Source organism: uncultured Anaerovibrio sp., from assembly GCF_947302755.1.
GTDB lineage: Bacteria > Bacillota > Negativicutes > Selenomonadales > Selenomonadaceae > Anaerovibrio.
Genome location: NZ_CAMYWM010000038.1, coordinates 1 through 19703, shown reverse-complemented (window position 1 = coordinate 19703; position 19703 = coordinate 1). Strand labels below are relative to the sequence as shown.

At 46.0% G+C, this 19703-nt stretch carries 15 protein-coding genes and 1 tRNA gene; 2 read left to right on the top strand and 14 right to left on the bottom strand.

Features of this window, described 5'->3' with window-relative positions; all coding sequences use genetic code 11:
* The 6 genes from carB to Q0Y54_RS05485 all read right to left on the bottom strand — a co-directional run.
* Positions 1–1772 (bottom strand): carbamoyl-phosphate synthase large subunit (gene carB / locus Q0Y54_RS05510; protein ID WP_297965102.1); only part of this gene is annotated, 1772 nt, incomplete at its 3' end.
* A gap of 3 nt (positions 1773–1775) precedes the next feature.
* Positions 1776–2849 carry a glutamine-hydrolyzing carbamoyl-phosphate synthase small subunit gene (carA, locus tag Q0Y54_RS05505; RefSeq protein ID WP_297965101.1) on the bottom strand — a complete coding sequence of 358 codons (1074 nt, stop codon included), beginning with the start codon at positions 2847–2849 and terminating at the stop codon, positions 1776–1778.
* Between the two features lie 2 nt (positions 2850–2851).
* Complete coding sequence (locus tag Q0Y54_RS05500) at positions 2852–4144, bottom strand: dihydroorotase (RefSeq protein ID WP_297965100.1); 1293 nt, start codon at positions 4142–4144, stop codon at positions 2852–2854.
* A complete protein-coding gene (locus Q0Y54_RS05495; RefSeq protein WP_297965099.1) occupies positions 4141–5109 on the bottom strand; it encodes an aspartate carbamoyltransferase catalytic subunit in 969 nt (322 codons plus the stop codon). The genes Q0Y54_RS05500 and Q0Y54_RS05495 overlap by 4 nt, the downstream gene beginning before the upstream one ends.
* Before the next feature lie 244 nt (positions 5110–5353).
* The gene (locus Q0Y54_RS05490; RefSeq protein WP_297965098.1) at positions 5354–5908 is read right to left on the bottom strand and encodes a Uma2 family endonuclease; all 555 of its coding nucleotides are present in this window, start codon (positions 5906–5908) and stop codon (positions 5354–5356) included.
* Between the two features lie 243 nt (positions 5909–6151).
* Positions 6152–6228, bottom strand: a tRNA-Pro gene (locus Q0Y54_RS05485).
* A gap of 282 nt (positions 6229–6510) precedes the next feature.
* Here Q0Y54_RS05485 and Q0Y54_RS05480 point away from each other — a divergent pair.
* Entirely contained in the window at positions 6511–8508 is a 1998-nt protein-coding gene (locus tag Q0Y54_RS05480) for a clostripain-related cysteine peptidase (RefSeq protein WP_297965097.1), read from the top strand.
* Positions 8509–8787: 279 nt separating this feature from the next.
* On the opposite strand, the gene Q0Y54_RS05475 is transcribed toward Q0Y54_RS05480, so the two are convergent.
* The 5 genes from Q0Y54_RS05475 to Q0Y54_RS05455 form a co-directional block, all read right to left on the bottom strand.
* A complete protein-coding gene (locus Q0Y54_RS05475; RefSeq protein WP_297965096.1) occupies positions 8788–10191 on the bottom strand; it encodes an FAD-binding oxidoreductase in 1404 nt (467 codons plus the stop codon).
* Positions 10188–11384, bottom strand: coding sequence for an electron transfer flavoprotein subunit alpha/FixB family protein (locus Q0Y54_RS05470; protein ID WP_297965095.1), 1197 nt, complete (start codon positions 11382–11384; stop codon positions 10188–10190). Before Q0Y54_RS05470 ends, Q0Y54_RS05475 begins: the two co-directional genes overlap by 4 nt.
* 12 nt (positions 11385–11396) lie before the next feature.
* Complete coding sequence (locus Q0Y54_RS05465) at positions 11397–12188, bottom strand: electron transfer flavoprotein subunit beta/FixA family protein (RefSeq protein ID WP_276838955.1); 792 nt, start codon at positions 12186–12188, stop codon at positions 11397–11399.
* A 93-nt stretch (positions 12189–12281) separates the two neighbouring features.
* Complete coding sequence (ldhH, locus tag Q0Y54_RS05460; protein ID WP_297965094.1) at positions 12282–14444, bottom strand: L-lactate dehydrogenase (quinone) large subunit LdhH; 2163 nt, start codon at positions 14442–14444, stop codon at positions 12282–12284.
* Complete coding sequence (locus Q0Y54_RS05455; RefSeq protein WP_297965093.1) at positions 14444–15058, bottom strand: LUD domain-containing protein; 615 nt, start codon at positions 15056–15058, stop codon at positions 14444–14446. Before Q0Y54_RS05455 ends, ldhH begins: the two co-directional genes overlap by 1 nt.
* Positions 15059–15473: 415 nt before the next feature.
* On the opposite strand from Q0Y54_RS05455, the gene Q0Y54_RS05450 reads away from it, so the two are divergent.
* Positions 15474–17111 (top strand): L-lactate permease, encoded by a 1638-nt coding sequence (locus Q0Y54_RS05450; RefSeq protein ID WP_297965092.1) that lies wholly within the window; start codon positions 15474–15476, stop codon positions 17109–17111.
* 600 nt (positions 17112–17711) lie between these two features.
* On the opposite strand, the gene Q0Y54_RS05445 is transcribed toward Q0Y54_RS05450, so the two are convergent.
* Genes Q0Y54_RS05445 through Q0Y54_RS05435 form a run of 3 tightly spaced genes read right to left on the bottom strand, consistent with a single transcriptional unit; the run spans position 17712 to position 19501 of the window.
* A complete protein-coding gene (locus Q0Y54_RS05445) occupies positions 17712–18716 on the bottom strand; it encodes an aldo/keto reductase (RefSeq protein WP_297965091.1) in 1005 nt (334 codons plus the stop codon).
* Between the two features lie 8 nt (positions 18717–18724).
* Entirely contained in the window at positions 18725–19225 is a 501-nt protein-coding gene (locus tag Q0Y54_RS05440; protein ID WP_297965090.1) for a transketolase C-terminal domain-containing protein, read from the bottom strand.
* Between the two features lie 18 nt (positions 19226–19243).
* Positions 19244–19501, bottom strand: coding sequence for a type II toxin-antitoxin system RelB/DinJ family antitoxin (locus Q0Y54_RS05435; protein ID WP_297965089.1), 258 nt, complete (start codon positions 19499–19501; stop codon positions 19244–19246).
* Positions 19502–19703 lie beyond the last annotated feature (202 nt).

The following is a 19703-nucleotide window of genomic DNA, read 5'->3' as shown; positions in this document are numbered from 1 at the left end:
GCTTCTATACCCATCTGACGCAGGGCCCACACAGAATGAACGGAGCAATAATCAAATTCAACACCCTGACCAATACGGATTGGGCCCGAGCCCAGAACCATTACCTTGCGACGGGTGCCGGAGGTATCCACCTCATCCTCCTGGGCGTGGAAGGTGGAATAATAATAGGGAGTTGCCGCCTCAAACTCCGCTGCACAGGTATCTACCATTTTGTAGCATGGCAAAATGTTCATGGTTTTTCTCATGGTGCGGATTTCATCAGTGGTCTTTCCGGCCAGCTCAGCAATGGACCGGTCCGCCAGCCCCACATCCTTGGCAGCCAGCATCAGACTTGGGGTAATCTGCTCATTCTGAATGCGCAGCTCCAAATCGGTAATCTTCTTGATTTTGCCCAAAAACCATTTATCTATTTTTGTAATATTGTGAATTTCATCCACATTGGCAATCCCACGGCGCATAGCCTCGGCTATTACAAATAACCGCTCATCATTGCACTTGGACAGGGACTTCATAACCTTTTCATCATCCCACTTATCCATGTCCTCCATATGAAGACGATGCACACCGATTTCCAGGGAGCGGACGGCCTTTAGGATAGCCCCTTCAAAGTTTCGGTCAATGGACATAACCTCACCGGTGGCCTTCATCTGGGTCCCCAGAGTCTTATCAGCATATACAAATTTATCAAATGGCCAGCGGGGGAACTTAACTACGCAGTAGTCCAGGGCCGGCTCAAAGCAGGCCTTGGTCTTCTGGGTTACGGCATTGGTAATCTCATCCAGACTGTAGCCAATGGCAATCTTGGCGGATACCTTGGCGATTGGATAACCGGTGGCCTTGGAGGCCAGGGCAGAGGACCGACTTACACGGGGATTTACCTCAATAACGTAATACTGATTGGAATTAGGGTCCAGAGCATATTGGGCATTACAGCCCCCCTCGATACCCAGCTCGCGGATAATGCGAATGCTGGCACTTCTCAGCATCTGATACTCATGGTCGGTAAGGGTCTGGGAAGGGGCCACCACAATGGAGTCACCTGTATGAACACCTACCGGGTCGAAGTTTTCCATATTACAGATGGTAATACAGTTGTCGTTGCCGTCACGCATTACCTCATACTCAATTTCCTTCCAGCCAGCCACACTGCGCTCAATTAGAACCTGACCAATCATGGAATACTTCAGGCCCTTTATGACGATGTCCACCAGCTCTTCCTCATTGTCGGCAATACCGCCGCCGGTGCCCCCCATGGTATAGGCCGGGCGAACGATAAGCGGGTAGCCGATTTCGTTGGCAAACTGTACGGCGGATTCCACATCCTCCACTATGGTGGACTCAGGAATCGGCTCACCCAGCTTGTTCATGGTTTCCTTAAACAGCTCCCTGTCCTCAGCCTGCTCAATGGCCTTTAAGGAGGTGCCCAAAAGCTCCACATTATACTTTTCCAGGATGCCCTGCTCAGACAGCTGAACTGCCAAATTCAGGCCAGCCTGGCCCCCCAGGGTAGCCAACAGGCCATCCGGCCTTTCCTTGCTGATAATATGCTCCATAAACTCTACAGTTAATGGCTCAATATAGACACGGTCCGCCATGTGCTTATCTGTCATAATGGTGGCCGGATTGCTGTTTACCAGCACTACCTCCAGGCCCTCCTCCTTCAGAGCGCGGCAGGCCTGGGAGCCCGCATAGTCAAATTCAGCCGCCTGGCCGATAATAATCGGGCCGGAACCAATAACGATAACCTTCTTTAAATTTTCCTTCTTTGGCACGGCTTATTCCCCCTTTGTCCCGCCGGTTAAAAGTGTCCAGAACTGATGGAACAGATACATATTGTCGTCAGGCCCCGGGGAAGCCTCAGGGTGATACTGGACGGAGAACAATGGCAAGGATGTATGGCGCATCCCCTCCACAGTACCATCATTAACATTGATGTGAGTAACCTCAAACGTAAACTCCTTTAAGGACGATTCCTCTACGGCATAGCCATGATTCTGGTAAGAAATATGAACCCGCCCATTCAGGAGATTTTTTACTGGCTGATTGGAGCCACGGTGACCAAACTTCAATTTATATGTGTTGGCCCCAAGAGCCAGAGAAATCAGCTGATGGCCCAGACAAATACCAAACATTGGCTTCTTGCCAATGAGCTTCTTCACTTCCCCAATAACCTCCGGAACATCCTTTGGGTCACCGGGACCATTGGAGAGGAAAATTCCATCAGGATTCATGGCCATAATCTCATCAGCCTTGGTATCAGCAGGCACTACTGTGAGCTTGCAGCCAAGATTATGGAGGGAATTCAATATATTCTGCTTGATGCCAAAATCCATTACCACAACATGAGGGCCATCATTATCCATTACATAGGCTTCAGGGGTAGTAACCTCAGCCACCACATCCAGCTTGATTGGTACACCCATGAGCTTATCTATTTCCTCCTGGCTGGCATCCTCGGAAACGATAATTCCCTTCATGCAGCCCTGGGAGCGGATGGTTCGGGTAACCGCACGGGTATCCACATTGTATAGACAAGGAATTTTCTGCTCATTTAAGAATTTTGCCAGCTCATTTTCCTTCTGCCAGTTGCTGCCCTCATCACAGAGCTCACCGATAATAAACCCATTGACAAAGGATTTTCTGGACTGCATAAATTTATCTGCCACTCCGTAGTTGCCAATAAGGGGAAATGTGAGAGTAACAATCTGACTGCAATAGGAGGGGTCAGTAAGTATCTCCTGATAACCGGTCATGCCGGTATTAAACACCACCTCACCGGTGGCTTCGTATTCATTTAACAGATCGCCGGTGAAGACGCTGCCATCCTCAAGAATAAGTTTACCTTTCAAGATTACACCTCCAAAACTTGCCCATTATCCATTACCAGCTTACCCTCCACCAAGGTCTTAACCGCCTTGCCCTTGAACCTGCGGCCAATAAACGGGGAATGGGAGCCCTTGGTATAGAACTGTTTTTCATCTACAGTCCATTCCAGTTCAGGGTCAATTACAGTTATATCAGCAGGCATTCCCACAGAGAGGCTGCCGGCATTCAAAGCGAAAATCTTGGCGGGCTCAGCAGTGAGCTTGGAAATCATGGTAACCAAATCCAGCTTGCCGGGAGCCACCAAATCAGTCATCAAGCAGCCCAAGGCCGTTTCCAGCCCCGGGAAGCCACTGGGTGCGTAAATATACTCCCTGTCCTTTTCCTCCTGGGCATGGGGGGAATGGTCAGTTACAATACAATCAATGGTGCCGTCCTTAATGCCCTCCAATACGGCCTCCACATCCTTCTGCTGACGCAGGGGCGGATTAATCTTGGTGGAGCTGTCAAAAAGATTTACCAAATCATCGGTCATGGTGAGGTGCTGTGGAGTGGCCTCAGCGGTAACCTTTACCCCCCGCTTCTTGGCCTGACGCACCAAATCCACTGCATTGGCCGAGCTGATGTGAGCCACATGAACCCTGGCACCGGCATATTCAGCCAAAGCAATATCCCGATACACGGCAATATCCTCAGCCACGGTCGGACGGCCCTTCATGCCCAGCATGGCACTTCGATGGCTTTCATTCATTACCCCTTCCTCCACCAGGCTTGGCTCCTCCTCGTGGTTGATAATAACCTTGTCAAAGGCTTTAAGATAATCATAGCAGTTAAGCATTACCTTGGCTGACTTGGTGAAATGACCATCATCGGAGAAGGCCACAGCACCGGCCTGGAGCATATCCCCCATCTCTGCCATTTCCTCACCCTTCTGTCCCTTGGTAACAGCCCCGATTATTTCCACATGAACCACAGCTGCTTCTTCAGCCCGCTTCTGCAAGGACCGGACAAGAGCGGCCGTATCCACCACCGGATTGGTGTTTGGCATGGTTGCCACCGTAGTATAACCACCTGCAGCCGCAGCCCTGGTGCCGGATTCAAAGTCCTCCTTGGCTTCCTGGCCAGGCTCACGGAGATGAACGTGCATATCGATAAAGCCCGGGCATACAATTTTTCCCTCAGCCTCAATTACCTCATCAGCGGCACACTTAATATTGCTGGCCACCTTGGCAATTTTGCCCTCCTCGATTAATACATCAGCCACCTTATCAAATGAATTGGCAGGATCAATTACTCTGCCACCCTTAATCAATGTTTTCATGCCTTATTACCTCCAATCAATGCGTGGGTCAGAATTGCCATACGGACTGCAACACCATTCTGAACCTGCTCCTGGATAGCGGAATGATCACCATAGGCCACAAAAGGGGAAATTTCCAGGCCCTTGTTCATTGGACCCGGATGAAGAATAAGTACATCCTCCTTGGCCAAAGCCATGCGTTTTTCATTAAGTCCATAAATACGGGCATATTCCCTTGGTGACGGAAAGAGGCCGGCCTTCTGCCGCTCCAGCTGAATGCGGAGAACATTGATGACATCCGCATCCTTGATGGCCTCCTCTATATTATCATGAATTACGACGCCCTCTTCCTCAAAAAGAAATCTTGGCATAAGGGTTCTGGGTCCGGCCAAATGTACCTCCACCCCCATCTTCCGCATTCCCTGAATATCCGAGCGGGCCACGCGGCTGTGGGTAATATCACCTAAGATAACGTACTTCAGGCCTTCCAGATGTCCCTTGTGCTCCTGTACAGTAAAGAGGTTTAACAGGCCCTGGGAGGGGTGGGCATGGGCACCATCACCGGCATTGATGATTACCGGGCTGGCCACCTTAGCTGCATATTCAGCCGCACCCTCGGCCTTGTGGCGCATTATAATGGCATCCACTCCCATGGCTTCCACGGTATAAAGGGTATCCCGCAGGCTCTCCCCCTTTACAATACTGGAGGTGCCGGCAGTAATATTTACCACATCAGCCCCCAGATACTTGCCGGCCAGCTCAAAGGATGAACGGGTTCGGGTACTTGGCTCATAAAACAAAGTCACAATGGACTTACCCCTAAGAGCCGGTACCTTTTTGATGTCGCGATGAATTATATTCTTCATCTCCTTGGCACTTTCCAGAATTACCTGGATTTCCTCCTTGGAAAAATCTGCCAGAGCCAGCACATCCTTCCCCCGAAGGTTTACGTTAGAATTATCCAAGACACTCACTCCTTTATTCATTTGACCCCACCAGCTGTGAAATGTACGTTATGATAACTTTTGCAAACAAAAAGCCTTCTCATGCCGAGGCACAAGAAAGCTACAATTGCTTTTAGATATAGTCATCCCAGTAATCTACGATAGCGCACTATCTTACCAGCTTCCCTTATCAGCCTCACAGGACCAATTTCAAAGGTCATATTCAACTGCTTTGAACTATATCACATTATGGGATTTTTCGCAAGTAAATCTCCACAGGAACACCTTATTCTGCAAAAATATCATCCAGCTGTATTTCCAAATCATCATACAGGCTAATTTTCAATGATAAATTTTGCTCAGCCTTTTCCTCTTCCCGCAAGCGTTCCCACTCGCTTTCTGTAAATCTCGTATATACATTGTCAAGGTAAAAAGATCCATGCTCATTTAAGCGGTAAACCTCAATCGCCTCATCCTTCGGACTGATTACCCAATACTCTTTAACACCAGAACGCTCATAAATATCCTTCTTAACTGTAATATCACGCTTTCGTGTGCTGGGAGACAATATCTCAGCCACAAAATCAGGTGCCCCATCAATGTAACTGTCCTTAATCTTGGAATCGTCACAAACGATACTAATATCCGGAATAAGGTGATCCCGTTCACTAAGTACCGCTTCAGCCTCAAAAAAAGCCTTGCACTTTTTCCCCGCTAAAAAATTATTGATAATAGTAAACAAATGCCCCTGAATCCTTATGTGACGAATGTTGGCCGGGCTCATATCGTAGATAACACCATCTATAAGCTCTGATTTATTATAATCCTTTATAGCTTCCATACCAATACCTCCCATCTTCCCCTTAATTATACAGTCAAAAACAAAGAACAGTAAAGATTGCATATACCATTTTAGATTTTTGGCAGCTTTTTCCTTATGATTTTTCCACTTCGTCTCAGCCCTGTAATTCCCTTTATTAATCCATTGTGCATTCTGTTTAATAGGTCATTCAGATAGTAAAGTTGCCCATGCCTGGCACACAAAAAAACCGACTCCACGAAAGAAGTCGGCTTAAGACCAAAATGGTCGGGATGACAGGATTCGAACCTGCGGCCTCATCGTCCCGAACGATGCGCGCTACCAAACTGTGCCACATCCCGTTTAACAGTAGATATTATAGCCATTTATCTACTTTATGTCAAGCTTTTAATATCATTCCTTTTTAGGTGGGGGAAAACAAACTGCAATAGGTGGTCCCACCTCGTTGCGACGCGCAGCTGGTCCTTTAGTAAAACTTTAATCCTTTAGTAAAACCCTAATCCTTTAGTAAAACCCTAATCCTTTAGTAAAACCCTAATTGGGAGATTTTTCTTCTTAAGGAAGAAAATTTTGAACAATGGCGGTATAATAGTGGATAAGAGAGGAGTGATGCTATGAATCCGATGGCAAAACACGGTATAAAATCAATTTTCCTGCTGGTAATTATCCTGTCTACACTGGTGATTTCCGGCTGCCTGAATGATGAGCAGGCTGAAGGTAAAGTATTTACCAACAAATACAATCCAGCTGATAGCTGGGTTGTGTATTGGTACATCTGTGGCACGGACCTGGAAACCCAGTACGGGGCAGCTACCGCTGATATTGAGGAAATGCTGGACGCCAATTTACCCCCTAATGTAAGGGTGATTATCCAGACAGGTGGAAGTCTCCAATGGCAAAACGATGTCATGAAGGATAGAGCCATTGGACGATATCTGTATAATTCCGAGGGATTACAGGAATTGGAGGTAATACCGGATGGAGATATGGGTGATAAGAATACCCTGAAGAATTTTTTACAATATGGCAGGGATAATTTCCCGGCAGACCATCAGGTATTTGTCTTCTGGAACCACGGTGGAGGCAGCGCGGCCGGGGTGTGCATTGACGAACGAACAGGGAATTCCCTTAGCTTGAACAATATTCAGGAAGCCTTTGCTGATGTCTACGGTACTTCCCCCGAAAATCCGCCCTTTGAGCTGATTGGCTTTGATGCCTGTCTTATGGGAACCTATGACACTGCCAATATGCTTTACGGTATCTCCCGTTATATGACTGCCTCTGAGGAAATTGAGCCGGGTAATGGCTGGGACTATGCCGGTTGGCTTGGGGCACTGGCCAATAATCCGGCTATGGGAGGCGATGGATTGGGACAGGCCATCTGTGACAGCTATATGGCCGGTTGCCGGGAATATGGTACGGAGGAAGCGGCAACAATGTCTGTCATAGATTTGTCAAAGATTCCTGCCTTAAGGGCAGCATATGAGGCCTTTGGTGCAGAAGCACTACAGGAAGCCAGAAGCAATCCACAGGCCTTCTTCTCCGCCTTTGGCCGTCAGGCCCAGCAGGCGGAAAATTACGGTGGCAATACCCGGGATCAGGGGTATTCCAACATGGTGGATATAGGTGACTTGGCCACAAAATCCCAAAGCTTGTTGCCGGGAACAACCCAGCAGCTGATTTCCAATATCAATGATGCCGTAGTGTACAAGGTTAATGGAAGATACCGTCAAAAGGGCAGCGGCCTGTCCAGCTATTATCCTTACGACGGCGATACGGATAATTTTGCCAAATACATAGAACAAGCTTCTGCTCCATTGGCCCAAAAATGTCTGTATTATTATCTGCTCTATGGTAAATTGCCGGCAGAAGCGGATACTATTTTCTCCGGAAGCGGACAGCCTGCCGGTGCCATAGTTATTCCCCAGGGACAGCCAACTCAAAAAATTTGTGATGTATCAGCCATGGAGGATCTGCCTGTAAATATCGATAATGATGGAAATTCCTTTGTAACATTATCCAATCAGCAAATGGACCTGCTGTCCGCTATCCACTGTCAGCTTGTTTACATTGATGAAAGCAATGACCTGCTGTTAATTCTTGGCAGTGACAGTAATATCATTGGTGATTGGGATAATGGCATATTTAAGGATAATTTCAACGGTAAATGGCCAATGCTGGATGAGCATCCTGTATATGTGGAAATCACCACCGAGGAAGACGGCTATAATCTTTATTCCATTCCAATCAAGCTAAATGGTGAAGAATGTAATTTACTGGTAGCCTACACCTACTTTGATGAAAAATATCACATCATTGGTGCCCGTAAGGGAATAGATATTAATGGTATGGGGGACCGCAATCTCACCATACTAAAGGCGGGGGACACGATAACTACCATTCATTATGCAATGCGTCTGTCAGACAACAGTAATGAAATTATTCCCGTGGAGGTTGATACATTTACTATAGGAGCCAGACCGACCTTTGATGATGTATTTATGGGAGATGGAACCTACGGCTATTTCTTTGAGTTTGTGAGCCCAACTGGTGACAGTGCCCTTTCCCAGATGGTACAGTTTAAAATAAACAATGGCGATATTGTCACTTCCATTGAGTGAATTAATATGCTGCCTTAATTCCGAAGATAAAAGCACAAGCTATAATGCGAATGCCGTAATGCGAATATCCCATAAAATGAAAGCCTATCCAGGCGGAGCTTTAAGCTTCCTCTGAATATAGTTGAAAATCACCCAGTATTTAACAGGTGCCAGGACCTCAACCTTAAGGGAGAGCGTCCTGGCACCTGTTTACTTTACATAAGGATAAAAAAAAGAATTCGCTACAGGATTTCTCCTGTAGCGAACTCTTCCTGAAAGGGGAACTATTGAATAAAGGTATTAATCAAAGCATACCTTATGAGGATTCAAAATATTATTTGGATCAAAGGCCTTCTTAATACCCTGCATCAACATCATTGACTCCTTAGGGAGGCTTTCCTTCAAGTATGGCTTCTTGGCAAGGCCGATACCATGCTCACCGGAAACCTGACCCTTCAGCTCACGAGCCTTAATGTACATGCGCTCCATTGCTTTGCCAAGCATCTCAGCCCACTTCTTGTCATCCATGTCATCACGAAGGATGTATACATGGAGGTTACCGTCACCGGCATGACCGAAGCTCTTAATGCGGATGCCCATTTCCTTGCGGAGATCATGAACGAATTCAACGAATTCATTTACGCAGCTTCTAGGAACAACAACGTCTACCTCATCCATCATAGTGGTAGAGCCCTTGATTGCCTCGAGGAATGCACCTCTGGCCTTCCAAATTGCTTCTGCACGCTCGTCAGTATCAGCAATCAGGAGGTCAAGTGCGCCCTGCTCCAAGCAAATCTGAGCAACGCTGTCATAATACTTACTGATTTCCTCTACAGATGCACCATCGAACTTCAGTAAGAGGTAAGCATCAGCCTGGTTATCAGGGAACTTCTTGCCCAGGTATTCCTCGGAGTCCATAATAACCTCACGCTCCATGAACTCTACAGCAGTAGGAATAACATTGGAGCTTACAATAAGAGGAACAGTGCCAATGGCCTGTGCCAGAGTTGGGAATGGAATCAACAGGGATACATTCTTCTGTGGCAGAGGCAACAATCTGAGGATTGCCTTGGTAACCAGGCAGAGAGTACCCTCGGAACCAACAATCAGGTCCTTAAGATCATAGCCGGAGCTGTTCTTTACAACCTTGCCGCCTACTTCCATGATAGTACCGTCAGCCAGAACTACCTCCAGACCACGTACATAGTCTCTGGTTACGCCATATTTAACAGCACGCATACCACCGGCATTAGTGCTGATATTACCGCCAATAGTAGCAGTCTTCTCACCTGGATCAGGTGGATAGAAGAGACCCTTCTCCTCTACATACTGACCAATTTCCATCAGCAGAACGCCTGGCTCAACAGTGAGGGTCAGGTTCTTCTCGTCCAGCTCCAGGAAGTGGTTCATAAGAGTAGTATCAATCATGATACCCTTCTCAACAGCAACAGAGGAACCTACCAGACCGGTACCGGCGCCTCTAGGGGTTACAGCGATATGCTTCTCGTTAGCATATCTCATAACCTTGGAAGCTTCCTCTGCAGAGGTAATTTTTACTACCATCTCAGGATAGGAAGCGTCAGCACTCAACTCGTCATGACTGTATTCTTCGTTAATTTCATCAGCCCAGAGAATGCGCTCACGAGGCACATACTGGCTGATAGCCTCTAAATCGGAAGCATCTAAAACCTTGTATTCGCTCATGCCTTTACACCCTTTCCCTGCTTAACCTGCTCAATGAGCTTTGGAATAACATCATAAATATCGCCGATAACAGCATAGTTTGCTACCTTGAAGATGCTTGCATTTGGATCAGTGTTGATAGCAAAAATGTTGTCGGAATTGTTCATACCAGCTACAAACTGAATTGCACCGGATACACCACAGGTGATAATGAGTTTAGGACGAACAGTACGGCCGGAAAGACCAATCTGATGCTTGGCATCGAGCCAGCCAGCCTCAGCCAGTGGTCTGGTGCAGGCGATATCGCCACCCAGAGCATCAGCCAGCTCCTTAACCAAATCAAGGTCTTCCTTCTTCTTCAGACCACGGCCTGCAACAACAAGGATATCTGCATTTTCAATGCTCTTTTCCTTCTGCTTCTGGGTAATACCCAATACCTGAGTACGGGTCTTAAGCTTTTCAGCAGGAACGGAAATCTTAACGATTTCGCCCTTGGCATCAGCACTGCGCTCAGGAGCATCCATAATCTTATAACGAACAGTTGCCAACTGAGGTCTGGAGTTTGGAGTCAAAATCTCTGCCATGATGTTACCACCAAATGCAGGACGAATCTGTACCAGGTCAGTATTCTCATGAATGTCAAGAATTGTGCAGTCTGCGGTAAGACCAGTATTAAATCTGGAAGCAACTCTTGGAGCCAGCTGACGGCCTACAGGAGTAGCACCTACCAAAATAGCAGAAGGCTTAACCTCATTTACGAAGGTCTCAAAGGCTGCAGTATAGGACTCCATCTGGAATTCCTTCAGCTCAGGGGCATCCACAACAAATACCTTATCTGCGCCGTAGTGAAGCAGCTCCTCTGCCTTCTTTTCAATATCACTGCCAATGAAGATAGCATATACAGGATGATTGATCTTCTTGGCCAGCTCACCAGCCTTACCAAGGAGCTCATAGGTTACTGGATGAATTTCACCATTTACATGGTCAACATATACAGTAATACCATTCCATAAAGACTTATCAACAGACTTTACTTCTTCCTCTACATACTCCATTGCACCAGGCTGACCCTTTTTCACACAGAGCTTACAGAGCTTACAGCCTGCATTGACTTCCAGCTTGCCGTCTTTTTCCTCAAGGGCATTAAAAGGACAAATGGAAATCATTGCCTTAATATCAGTTACTTTGTCCTGATGTACTACCAGTTTTCCCATTTTTAATCCCCCTTATCCTAACAATTTTCTGCTCTTAATAGCACCGTAAATTTTCTCTGCCAATACATCAGCAGGATCATCCCAGGTAACCTGAACCTTGTCGGATGTAGGTGGGAATATACGCTGAACCTGAGTAGCGGAACCGTTCAGACCATAGTTGTTCTTGTTCTGGTCTTCCATGTCCTTTAAGGTGTACATTACGATCTCGCGATCCTCAGTGTCCTTCTTCTTCAAATAAGATGGAAGGCGTGGCTGTACAATATCCTTCTGAACAGTAATCAGGCATGGGAAGGAAACCTTCAAATGCTCAATATCCTGTGCCATTTCCATATCTACAAGTATATTGTCACCCTCAACGCCCTTAATTTCTTTTACATTACATACACATGGAATATCCAGCTGCTCGGATACCTCAGGACCAACCTGAGCAGTATCACCATCTGTAGTCTGGAGTCCGCAAAGAATTATATCAAACTTGCCAAATTTCTTGATACCCTGTGCAAGAGTATGTGCGGTAGCCAACACGTCAGCTCCGCCGAATGCACGGTCAGATACGATTGCACCTGCGTCTGCACCCATTGAATATGCTTCCTTGATAATTGCCTGAGCCTGTGGTGGTCCCATGGTGATAACACTCACTCGGCCGCCATACTGCTCCTTCAATCTCAGGCCACACTCAAGCGCATACAGATCGTAAGGGTTCATCTTGCTATCTGCACCATTACGCTTCAATACTCCGGTAACAGGATCAACCTCTACCTTATTGGAGCCTGGAACCTGTTTGATACAAACCAGAATTTCCATGAATAAATCCTCCTCATACTTTCATTATATAGTCCAGGGTGAGTGATTAGCCTCACCCCGGACTTTTTCCCCTGATTATTATAACAAAGCTGATTAAAGCTTTTCAGCCAACAAATCTGCAATATGCTTAACCTTAATACCAGTATTCTGGTTATCAAGGCCACCGCCAATCTGCATCATGCAGGATGGGCAGGCAACTACGCAGGTAGTAGCTCCAGTATTCTTGATATTCTGAACCTTCTCCTCCAGCATTGGGATGGATACCTCAGAATACTTCATACCGAAGGAACCAGCCATACCGCAGCACTTATCGCAGTTCTTCATCTCAACAAGCTCTACGCCTGGAGTTGCATCGATAAGAGCTCTTGGCTCCTCGTAAATACCAAGTCCGCGCTTCATATGGCAGGAATCGTGGAAGGTTACCTTTTCGCCGCCGGCAGCCGGCAACAGTTTGCCCTGTGCCTTGTATTCCTCAGCTACAAAGCTGGAGAACTCGCGAACCTTCTTGCAGAATGCCTTTGCTCTTGGGCCCCATACAGGGTCATTGGCAAAGAGCTTCTCATAGGTTTCGCTGAGAGTCTCTGCACAGGTTGGGCAGGAAGTAACAATTACATCTGGATTTACGGCTTCAAGAGCTTCAATGTTTCTCATTGCAGCCTTCTTACCAGTCTCACGATCACCTACGCCGAGGATTGGCTTACCGCAGCAGCTCTGAGCCATAGGATAAACAACCTCCATGCCCAGGCTCTGCAATACCTTAACTACATTTTCACCGGTATCGGCAAATACGAAGTCAGTATTACAGCCACTGAAGAATGCAATCTTCTTCTTTGCGTTGGTTGGGTTCTTCTTCTCCAGAGCAGGCATCCGGTCACGAATAGACCGTTCAGCTATAGTCGGCAAGCTTCTGCCCTTGGTCATGCCAGCAAAGAACAGCGGCAAATGACGGATGAACTTACCAGACTTAAATGGTGCCTGACCAACGGAACCAGCCTTCAGCAACAGCTTGTGGAACAAGCCTCTGTCGTTAAGTACATTATCGAAGAAGGACTTATCCATAGTTGGAGTACCATGCTTCTTAACATATCTATTTCTCAGTTCATCAATGAGGTCTGGAATTGGAATCTTACCAGGACAAACTGTAGTACAGGTCCGGCAGCCAATACACAGATCGGAGAACTGACTAAAGTTTTCAATACCATTTAAGAGACCTGTAAGGATTGCACCAATACCACCGGAATAAATATGGCCATATACGTGACCACCAACCAGGGTCCAGATTGGGCAAACATTCAAGCAGGATGCGCAACGTACGCACTGGTAAACCTGCTTCATAACAGGGTCATGAGCAGCCTCCAGACGGCCGTTATCCAACAGGATTACGTACTGCTTTCTGTTCTCCTCTACCCACTTGCCATCCTTCTTGTACATAACAGGAGTAGGACCATCTACCATAGTCATGTAACTGGTCATCTTCTGACAGGTACCATTACGAGGCAACAGGCGAAGAATCTTGGCTGCATCCTCTGTCTTAGGAATAAGCTTTTCATAACCTATAAGTACAACATGAATTCTTGGAAGAGTAGTTACCAGACGAGCATTACCCTCATTGGTAACAAGACCGATGGCACCGTTTTCGGCAATACCGAAGTTAGCACCGGTGATACCCATATCAGCCTGGAGGAATTCCTGACGCAGAGTCTGACGGGCCTTCTGAATCATGTATGGGATGTCCTCACCTGGAACCTCTTCCTGAAGCTCCTTTTCAAACATCTCAGCACACTGATAACGATTCAGGTGGATAGCCGGCATAACCATATGAGATGGCTTCTGTCCGGCAATGGCAATCATCCACTCACCAAGGTCAGTTTCCTTAACACGGATATCATGATCGGTAAAGCATTCATTAAGGTGAATTTCCTCAGATGCCATGGACTTGGATTTAACAACTCTCTTGACACCATTTTCCTTACATATTTTAATAAGGAACTTCTTTACCTCGTCTCCATCCTTTGCTCTGAATACCTCACCGCCACGAGCCTTGACATTAGCCTCAAATTTATCTGCCAGCTCCTCGATGTGTTCTACAGCATCAGCCTTCATTTTACGTAAGTTTTCACGAAGCTCCTCAATATCCTGACCGGCATAGGACTTCAGACGGGAACCAGGATACTGATCTGCAAAGCGGGAAAGGGCATCCTGCATGATATTATCCTGCAGCTTGGATTTAATTTCTTTTTTAAGATCACGTGCCATTACTTAGCCCCTCCTTCGTTCTCTACAGCAATAATAATGAGCTTGTTAGGACCGTGAACACCAAGGCTCAGTACACGCTCAATATCAGCTGTACGGCTAGGGCCAGTTACGAAACCACAATAGCCTTTCTGGAAAACCTTACCGATAATCTGGCAAGCTGATGTAATGTTTTCTACCATATAATTGGCATTTACAAAAACAATATTCACAAATGGAAGCATGCTGGTTACGCGTGCTTCGTATGAATAATTATCAACTACAAGACTTCCGGACTCGCCTACACCAAATTCAGCAGTTGAAATGCCAACATCTGCACTAGGGGCATGTTCAGCAATATCGAACTTCTCGGTGTAAACCTTCGTTCCATCTTCACTTAACCTGGAGTAAATTCCTTTTAATACAGGGTTTTCATCGCCACCAACAGCAATGATTTCCTTAGGGGCATACTCCTTTAACACTTCTTTGAGCTTTGCTTCACCTGCTGCATAATCAGCTACCTTATAAACCTGAGCAGCTGCAGCAGTTGCATTAGCCTCAAAGTCGGCCCAATACTTAGCATCTACCAATCCATTGATAAACGCCTTTCCTGGCCAATTCTCACACACCTTTTCCATTAGATACTCTCCTTTCAGAGAAATTCATCCAACAAAATTGTCAAACCATTTCTATTCATGTTTAATTATAATATCGGTTGAAATGTATGTCAATAGGAATAAACAATCTGTAATCAATATTAAATGAGTTGAAAATCAACAATTGTTTCCAATATAAATATATATGTATTGAAAAAATTATTCAGACAATTTTACACAATATACTTGATTATTAGTCGGGAATAAAATATAATTATCATGGCAATTGAATACGATATTATTTTTTAATAGGCGTATGTGGAAATCATCTTACAAATTGAAGTTCATTCATTCTCAGGTGAACTGGCAAACCGTTTCTATTCTGCTATAGTAACTTTTTATTATAATGATTTTTCATCATAATAATGTATGAATGAAATGCAAGGAGATGATATATGTGTTAGCACTTGTTGCCGCAATACCAATTATTATCACAATCATCCTTACGGTAGGCGTGAATATGCCAGCTAAGAAGGTTCTTCCAATTGCCTGGTTGTCTATCTGCTTGATTGGTCTGTTCTATTGGCAAATGGATATGCTCCATGTTACCGCTTATACGGTAACCGGTTTCCTGGGGTCAATTGATACCCTGTTGATTATTTTCGGTGCTATTTTACTTATGAACATGCTGAACGAGGCTGGAGCAATGCACAGAATTGAAGCAATGTTCAATGGTATTTCCGAGGATGCCCGTATTCAATTAGTAATTGTAGGTTATGGTCTTTCCGCATTTATCGAGGGTGCAGCAGGCTTTGGTACTCCACCGGCAATCTGCGCTCCGTTGCTGATTGGTCTTGGTTTCCCTCCAATGGCTGCTGCCATGGCATGTCTGATTTTGGATTCACCACCGGTATCCTTCGGTGCCGCTGGTACACCGACCAACTCCGCAGCTGAGATTTTGAAGGACACCCTTCCTACTATCGGTGTTACCGATTTGGATGCTTGGAAGCTTGACCTGTCCTGGGCTTCTGCAGTTGGTCTTGCTGCAGGAACCTTCTTCGTAATCATGGTTGTTTTGGCCTTGGTTACCAGACAGTACAGCAATGAGAAATCCTTCTTCAAGCATTCCCTGCCAATGGTTCCATTTGTATTATTTACAACTGTAGTATTTGATGTTGTTTATCTTATCGTTGCAAAATTCATCGGCTCCGAGCTGGTATCTATCTGCGCCGGTGCTGTAACCATATTTGCCACTATCGGTGCTGCCAAGGCTGGTTTCTTGGTACCAAGTGATACATGGCGTTTCCCTGGTACTGAACGAAAAGCTGAGGCTAAAGCCGAAAGTAAAGAAGATAAACCTTCCATGTCCCTCATTAAGGCCTGGACTCCTTACCTTCTTATCGCTCTCTGGCTGGTACTTACCAGAATTCCGGAAATTGGTCTTAAAGGTATTATAACTAGCTTTGTATTCTCCATGAACAACATTATGGGTGTTGAGGGTGCCGGCTTTGCCATGAAGTACCTGAACAACCCTGGTTTATTCCCATTTGTATTGGTTGTATTAATTTCTATTCCTTTCTATGGATTAAATGCCGGTCAGGTAAAGGATATCGTAAAGAAATCCTACAATCAGCTGTATGGTGCTACCATCGCCCTGCTCTTCGGTTTCGCAATGGTATACATTTATCGTTATTCCAATGCTAACCCACTGGGCTGGGATTCCATGCTGGTTGCTATGGCAAAGGGCATGGCTGACCTGGCAGGTGCCAACTATGTATTCGTTGCTCCGTTCATTGGTACCATCGGTGCATTTATGTTTGGTTCCAACACAGTATCCAATATCATGTTTACTCCACTCCAGTTTGAGACTGCAACAATCCTGAATATTCCTCATGTATTTATAGTTGCTCTCCAGAACCAGGGTGGTGCCATTAGTAACATCGTCTGCATCAACAACATCGTTGCCGTTTGTGCGACCACAGGTATTATAGGTGCAGAAGGTAAGCTGATAAAAGCAGCTGCTCTGCCGTGGGTTATCTGGTACATCGTACTGATGGCTGCTATGCTCGGTGCAGTGGCATTTGGAATTATTTAACCCAAGCTAGAAAAAGCAATCTTTATTAATAGACAGTCTGCCACCTTAAAAGGCTGTTTATTGAATATTTCCTTTAACGTCTTTGTATTTTGTGCATTTGTCTTCTATACTGTATTTGAGTACTTTACAATATAAAGATAAAATGCAGACAATTTGCAGACAAGAAAAAGACTTCCCTATCATCTCAGATAGAGAAGTCTTTTTTATTGCCTATAGTCTATTCATCATTTAACGAATAACCTGCTTATCACGATCAGAGCCGGCCCCCCTGCAGCATGCGCTCCAATGTCAATGGCGATGAAGCCGCTTTCCGCGGTCTCACTGTCTTCGGCCAGGAGATAATCTGGCGTTATCTCTTTAACAAAGATAATAAAATTGCCTTCTAAAGATAATCCCTCCCCTTTACCAATCAAAGTGATACAATCTAACGATGAACCCCCTATACTCGATTAACGATGAACCCCCTTGCACCCCCCTGTCTATCGTTAAACGAGTATCGCTTGGAAGCCGCACGGGATGAGGCTTTGAGAAAAAGAGAAGGGGGTGCATTTGCACCCCCCTCGATTGGTATTTTGCTCCCCCTGCGGAACAATTTTTTTGTCACCAATTTTCAAATCGGCGATTCGTATTCAACTCCTTCATTTGCTGCATATCATCATCAGAGAGGGCAAAATCAAAAATTGCCGCATTTTCAGCTATATGCTGCGAATTGCCGGAACCGGGAATGACGATATAACCATCCTGTATCTGCCAGCGCAACACGATTTGAGCGGATGTCTTGCCATGCCGACTGGCGATTTCCTTGATGGTTTCATTTTGAAATACTTTCTGCGTGTTGCCCCTGCCGCCAAAGGGATACCATGCCTCTACAACCGTACCATATTGCCGCAAGTATTCCTGCAACTGTTTGTTTTGGTAAAAGGGATGATTCTCGTTCTGCACAACGGCAGGAACGATTTCAGCAATGCGGTTTATTCGCTCAAAGGCTTCCGGCGTGTAATAGTTGGAAATACCAATGGAACGAATTTTTCCGGCGCGAACGCCCCGTTCCAATGCCTTGTAGACTTCCTCATCCCCCGCTCCCGGCTGATGCACCAGCATGAGGTCGATATATCCGAGCCCCAACCTCTCCAAAGAATCGTCAATGGCAGCATCGGGACGCCTGTAATCTCCGGGCATGACCTTACTGGTCACAAAAATTTCCTCGCGGGAGATGACTCCCTCGGAAATAGCGCGGCGAACCCCGCGCCCCACGCCGATTTCATTGTTATAGTAGCGAGCCGTGTCAATGAGACGGTATCCGTTTTTTATGGCGAAATAGACGCTTTCTTCTGCCGTATCGTCCGACAGCGTCCATGTACCAAGCCCCAAAACCGGCATATCGTAACCGCTGTTTAATTTGACGTATTCCGTCATGGCAGTGGGAATCGCTTTTTCTCCGTCGGCTTGGCTGATTTCCTTTGTCATTTCCATCCCCCCTTTCTGCAAGGATGCGCTGCATCCCACTACGCTTGTCGCCAGCAGCAGGATTATGAAAAATCCTGCTGCTGATTTTATTGTTTTCGTGAGGTCTTTGACAATCAGCATTTCTGGCTGCTCTTTCATACTAAGCGTCATCTCCCCAAAGTATTCAGCACATCTTCTGCAATCTGCTCCGCCGTCAGGTGGTTTTCCTTGGCCAGCACTTCATAGTCATAACGGTCGTAGAAATTCTTAGGCAAGCCGAAGTTCAGCACCTTCATTTTGTCCGCCCCGTAGAAGCGGGCAATCTTCTCACCGAAGCCGCCATCCAGTATGCCGTCCTCCAAAGTCGCGACCAATTCGTGATTGGATTTCAGAGATTCCAGCAATTCTTTGTCTTGCCCTGTGATAAACAGGGGATTGATGACGGTTGCCTCGATTCCCCGCTCTTTCAGTTTGTCCGCCGCTTCCTCGGCAAGATTATAGAAGTTGCCCAGACCGAGAATAGCTGCACGGCTGCCCTGCCATACCACTTCATATTTGTTCAGCTCATCGTAATTTTTGCGTACAGGACGATTGGAGCTGCCCACTGTCATGTGAGGCACACGAATGGCCACCGGATATTTTTCCTGGGGAACAGCCCAATCCAGCATGCACGACTGGACCACTTCTTACTCAACCTCAGCTAATTCGTGCTCCTCTCCACCGTCAGCTTCCAACTCTGCTATGGATTCTGCAAGATACTTCTGGTTCTTTTCACTCCAGAAAGGATCAGCAGTTACAGGAAATGGGATAGACCGTGTTCTGACCATGGCTTTCAAAAATATGGTATATGCCGTGGAAAGGGTGAGTCCCATTTCAGCGCACAATTCTTCTGCCTGGGCTTTCAGCACTGGATCAACTCTCATGGTAAGCGTACTTGCCTTCATTGTTATCTCCCCCTTTATTTTCTCTAATTGTATCAAATTGTAATGACTTTGCAAATACATTGTTTGATAAAAAGACTATATATAATTGAACGACCTCGTAATTTGATACGGGGTCTTTTTCAGAACACATATTTGTCGAATTAAAAAAGCCGGAAACAGATCGGAAGAGCACACGTCTGAACTCCAGTCACCCAAGTCTATC

Excerpts from the sequence above, each read along its gene's own strand:
- Q0Y54_RS05500 (WP_297965100.1), bottom strand. The coding sequence starts at position 4,144 with ATGAAAACATTGATTAAGGGTGGCAGAGTAATTGATCCTGCCAATTCA.
- Q0Y54_RS05440 (WP_297965090.1), bottom strand. The coding sequence starts at position 19,225 with ATGCTGGATTGGGCTGTTCCCCAGGAAAAATATCCGGTGGCCATTCGT.
- Q0Y54_RS05470 (WP_297965095.1), bottom strand. The coding sequence starts at position 11,384 with ATGGGAAAACTGGTAGTACATCAGGACAAAGTAACTGATATTAAGGCA.
- Q0Y54_RS05495 (WP_297965099.1), bottom strand. The coding sequence starts at position 5,109 with ATGAATAAAGGAGTGAGTGTCTTGGATAATTCTAACGTAAACCTTCGG.
- Q0Y54_RS05445 (WP_297965091.1), bottom strand. The coding sequence starts at position 18,716 with ATGAAAGAGCAGCCAGAAATGCTGATTGTCAAAGACCTCACGAAAACA.
- Q0Y54_RS05475 (WP_297965096.1), bottom strand. The coding sequence starts at position 10,191 with ATGAGCGAATACAAGGTTTTAGATGCTTCCGATTTAGAGGCTATCAGC.
- Q0Y54_RS05480 (WP_297965097.1), top strand. The coding sequence starts at position 6,511 with ATGGCAAAACACGGTATAAAATCAATTTTCCTGCTGGTAATTATCCTG.
- Q0Y54_RS05490 (WP_297965098.1), bottom strand. The coding sequence starts at position 5,908 with ATGGAAGCTATAAAGGATTATAATAAATCAGAGCTTATAGATGGTGTT.
- Q0Y54_RS05455 (WP_297965093.1), bottom strand. The coding sequence starts at position 15,058 with ATGGAAAAGGTGTGTGAGAATTGGCCAGGAAAGGCGTTTATCAATGGA.
- Q0Y54_RS05435 (WP_297965089.1), bottom strand. The coding sequence starts at position 19,501 with ATGAAGGCAAGTACGCTTACCATGAGAGTTGATCCAGTGCTGAAAGCC.
- Q0Y54_RS05465 (WP_276838955.1), bottom strand. The coding sequence starts at position 12,188 with ATGGAAATTCTGGTTTGTATCAAACAGGTTCCAGGCTCCAATAAGGTA.
- ldhH (WP_297965094.1), bottom strand. The coding sequence starts at position 14,444 with ATGGCACGTGATCTTAAAAAAGAAATTAAATCCAAGCTGCAGGATAAT.